Source organism: Streptomyces triticisoli (assembly GCF_003270085.1).
GTDB lineage: Bacteria > Actinomycetota > Actinomycetes > Streptomycetales > Streptomycetaceae > Streptomyces > Streptomyces triticisoli.
In genome coordinates, this window is the sequence record NZ_QFDQ01000246.1 from 1 (window position 1) to 3,582 (window position 3,582).

A 3,582-nucleotide genomic window follows, 5' to 3' on the forward strand; every position below is an offset into this window, starting at 1 on the left:
GAGGCCCCCGTGACCCGCGCGGTCACGGGGGCCTCGGCCGGTCCCGGGCGCGTGGCCGGTCCAGGCCGCGAAGGCAGTGTTGACCAGCGGGAAGCTCCGTGCATGACTGTTGACTCCGGACGACGGAGAACGGGAGGGCGCGGGATGGGCCAGGGACAGCGGCAGAAGGTGGCGACGAGCCTCGCCGGCGCCGTCACCGAGGAGATCAGCGCCTTCCTCGCACCGGTCGACGCCGAGCTGGAGCGCCGTTACCCGGGCGACCCCGGCACACGCCGGCCCGTCCACACGGTCTACGTCCCCGGTGACGTCCTCGCCGCCGACACCATCCGCTCCTGGGGCGAGAAGGCCCTCGCCGCGCTCGACGAGCACGCCCCCGACGCGGCCTCCTTCGCCGCCGTCCTCGGCCTGAGCGACGAACTGGCGGAGCCGGTGTACGACCGCGTCCGCGCCAAGCTGGAGCACGAGCCCGTCGAGGACCTGCGGATCGACTTCGAGGACGGCTACGGCCCCCGCCCGGACGCGGAGGAGGACGAGGCGGCCGCCCGCGCGGCCCGGCTGGTCGCCGAGGCGTACGAGAAGGGGACGGCCGCCCCGTACATGGGCATCCGCGTGAAGTGCATGGAGGCGGCGGTCCGCGAGCGGGGCATCCGCACCCTGGACGTCTTCCTCACCGGACTGATGGAGGACGGCGGCCTGCCCGGCGGACTGCTCCTGACGCTGCCGAAGGTGACGTACCCCGAGCAGGTCACCGCCCTGGTCCGACTGCTCGACGCCTTCGAGAGGGCTCATGGGCTCCCGGCCGGGCGCCTCGGCTTCGAGATCCAGGTCGAGACCAGCCAGGCCGTCCTCGCCGCCGACGGCACCGCCACCGTCGCCCGGATGATCCAGGCCGCCGAGGGCCGCGCCACCGGGCTGCACTACGGCACCTTCGACTACGGCGCCTGCCTCGGCGTCTCCCCGGCCCACCAGGCGAGCGACCACCCGGCCGCCGACCACGCCAAGGCCGTCATGCAGGTCGCCGCGGCCGGCACCGGCGTACGCGTCTCGGACGGCTCCACCAACGTGCTGCCGGTCGGCCCGACCGAGAAGGTGCACGACGCCTGGCGGCTGCACTACGGTCTCACCCGCCGCGCCCTGGCCCGCGCCTACTACCAGGGCTGGGACATGCACCCCGCGCACCTCCCCACCCGGTACGCCGCCGTGTTCGCCTTCTACCGCGAGGGCGTCGAGCAGACGGCCGCCCGCCTGGCCCGCTACGCCGGCCGCACGGGCGGCGACGTCATGGACGAGCCCGCCACCGCCCAGGCGCTCAGCGGCCATCTGCTGCGCGGCCTGGACTGCGGCGCCCTCGACACCGCCGAGGTCACCCGGCTCACCGGCCTGACCCGCCCCGCCCTGGAGACCTTCGCCGCCCCGCGGCGCGGAAACCTCACCGCCTCCGCCCCATAGACCCTGTCGCCGCATTTCCTTCCCCAGCCCGGCCGCCGGGAGGTGCCTGCAGGCACAGCGCCTCACCGCGTTGCCGGGACCGCCCGCGTGCGCCCGGTACGCGGGCGGCGCTCCGCCGTGCGATGCTCCCCCCACTGTCCGAAGGGCGTGGGAGGTGCCCCCAGTACCAGACGCCGCGCGGCCCGCCCTGCGGGCGGGCGACGGGAATGTGACGACAGGTCCCAGCGGTCACCCCGCCGGCGGCAGCTCGCCCGAGCCGCGGGTGATCAGCCGGGTCGGGAGCTCGATGCGCTCCGGGGCGACGAGGGCGCCGTCCAGCCGGCGGAAGAGGCGTTCGGCGGCCGTGCGGCCGAGGGCGGCGGCGTCCTGGGCGACGACGGTGACGCCCGGCTGGAGCAGATCGGCCAATTCGATGTCGTCGAAGCCGACGAGGGCGATCCGGCGCGGCTGCTCGGCCAGGACCCGGATCACGGTGACGGTCACCCGGTTGTTGGCCGAGAAGACCGCGGTGACCGGGGCGGGCCCGGACAGCATCGCCTCGGCGGCCCGGCGCACCCGCTCGGGATCGGTGGCGCCCAGCGACATCCAGGAGTCCTCGACCGGTATCCCCGCGTCCTCCATCGCCGCCCGGTAGCCGCGCAGGCGCTCGGCGGCCGTGTGAATGCGCGGCATGTCGCCGATGAAGCCGATCCGGCGGTGACCGTGGGCGATCAGATGGGCGACGCCGTCGCGGGCGCCGCCGAAGTTGTCCGACAGCACGACGTCGGCGTCGATGTGCCCGGCCGGGCGGTCCACGAACACCGTGGCGACGCCCGCCTTGATCTCCGGCTCCAGATACCGGTGGTCGTCGCCGGCCGGGATGACGACCAGCCCGTCCACCCGCCGGGCGCACAGTGCCAGCGCCAACTCCTGCTCGCGCTCCGGGTCCTCCGCGCTGGAGCCGTTGATGAGCAGGGCGCCGTGCGCGCGGGCGACCTCCTCCACCGCGCGGCTGAGCGGGCCGTAGAACGGGTCGGCGAGGTCCTCCAGGATCAGCCCGATGCTCGCCGTACGGCCCTTGCGCAGCACCCGTGCGCTGTCGTTGCGCCGGAAACCGAGGGCCTCGATGGCCTCCTGGACGCGCCGCTCGGTGTCCGGGGTGACGCCGGGCTCGCCGTTGACCACGCGGGAGACGGTCTTCAGGCCGACCCCGGCGCGTGCCGCCACGTCCTTCATCGTCGGACGGCTGCCGTAACGGGTCGGGGGGCGGTCTGCTCGGCGGGCGGTCTCTGGCACGATGCGGCGTCCTGTCCTGTCGTCCACGGGGGTGCGGCGGTCCATGGTTCGTATGAGGATGTGGCGTCGTCGAGCATAGAGCCTGGACAACGTTGTCAGGCGCGCGAGAGACTGTCCCCCGCATACTCCGGCCGGCGTCCCCCACCGCGAGACCGGGCTGCGCCCACCTCTTGGTTTTCTCATGGTTGACGGGGAGATTCGACTCTGATGCACACCGACCTCGTGGCCGCGCTGGACATCGGCGGCACCAAGATCGCCGGAGCGCTGGTGGACGGCCGCGGCAGCATCCTGGTGCGCGCGCAGCGCGCGACGCCCGCGCAGGAGGACGGCGACACCGTCATGCGCGCCGTGGAGGAGGTGCTCGGCGAGATCACCGCGTCGCCGCTGTGGGGGCGTGCCGCGGCGCTGGGCATCGGCAGCGCGGGTCCGGTGGACGCCTCCGCGGGCACCGTCAGTCCCGTGAACATCCCCGGCTGGCGCGGCTACCCGCTGGTCGAGCGGGCCCGTGCCGCCGCCGGCGGTCTGCCGGTGCGGCTGATCGGCGACGGCGTGGCCATCACGGCGGCCGAGCACTGGCAGGGCGCCGCCCGCGGCCACGACAACGCGCTGTGCATGGTGGTCTCCACCGGCGTGGGCGGCGGCCTGGTCCTCGGCGGACAACTGCACCCCGGCCCGACCGGCAACGCCGGCCACATCGGCCACATCAGCGTGGACCTCGACGGCGACCCGTGCCCGTGCGGCTCACGCGGCTGCGTGGAGCGCATCGCGAGCGGTCCGAACATCGCCGGCCGTGCGCTGGCGGGCGGCTGGCGGCCGGGCCCCGAGGGCGACACCTCGGCCGCCGCGGTGGCCGCCGCC

The 3,582-nt window shown here is 74.8% G+C and carries 3 protein-coding genes; 2 read left to right on the forward strand and 1 reads right to left on the reverse strand.

All coding sequences use genetic code 11. The features are described 5' to 3' along the window. Window positions 1-144 precede the first annotated feature (144 nt). Window positions 145-1,449 (forward strand): DUF6986 family protein, encoded by a 1,305-nt coding sequence (locus DEP02_RS28980; protein WP_112470638.1) that lies wholly within the window; start codon window positions 145-147, stop codon window positions 1,447-1,449. Window positions 1,450-1,677: 228 nt separating this feature from the next. On the opposite strand, the gene DEP02_RS28985 is transcribed toward DEP02_RS28980, so the two are convergent. Further along, entirely contained in the window at window positions 1,678-2,769 is a 1,092-nt protein-coding gene (locus DEP02_RS28985) for a LacI family DNA-binding transcriptional regulator (RefSeq protein ID WP_198668646.1), read from the reverse strand. 162 nt (window positions 2,770-2,931) lie between these two features. Between DEP02_RS28985 and DEP02_RS28990 the strand changes: the two genes are divergently transcribed. Beyond that, a partial coding sequence (locus tag DEP02_RS28990; protein WP_112470639.1) for an ROK family protein occupies window positions 2,932-3,582 on the forward strand: 651 nt, incomplete at its 3' end.